The sequence below is a fragment of the Micromonospora sp. ATLC20 genome (assembly GCF_057196585.1).
Map to the genome: position 1 here is coordinate 1 of NZ_JBXUOV010000431.1, position 441 is coordinate 441.

The window sequence follows — 441 nt, forward strand, 5'->3', positions numbered from 1 at the left end:
GCTCCGCGCAGGCCCGCCGAGGCCGCCGCCGGGCCGGCCGCCGACGGGGGCGCGGCCTCCGTCACCGGTCCGGCCGAGGACATCGAGTACGCCGGGCGGCGTCGCCCGGACTGACACGCGCACACGTCGGCCGGTCGATCCGCGACACGCCGTGCGGCGGTGCGTTCGTGGGGGTTCGGCGGTAATTTGTACCCGTGCTTCCGATCGCGCTCACCTGCCCCGTGTGGTGGGTGGCGCGCTGGACCGCCCGGATGCTCGCCAGTCTCGCCGTGGTCGTCGCCTTCTCGTTCGGCGCCGCCACGCTGCCGTCCGGTGTCGCCGCTGCCGCCCCGGCCCCGGCTGCCGCCGTCTCGGCGTACCCGGTCGCGGGCGCCTCGACCACCGCGCGGCCGGAAGCCGACCGCGTGGCCGAGCGGCAGTCCCTCCCCGCCGGGGTTCCGG

At 78.2% G+C, this 441-nt stretch carries 1 protein-coding gene; it reads left to right on the forward strand.

Annotated elements, in window-relative coordinates; genetic code table 11:
* Nucleotides 1–194 precede the first annotated feature (194 nt).
* A partial coding sequence (locus AC2CHG_RS31770) for a hypothetical protein (protein ID WP_484526247.1) occupies nt 195–441 on the forward strand: 247 nt, incomplete at its 3' end.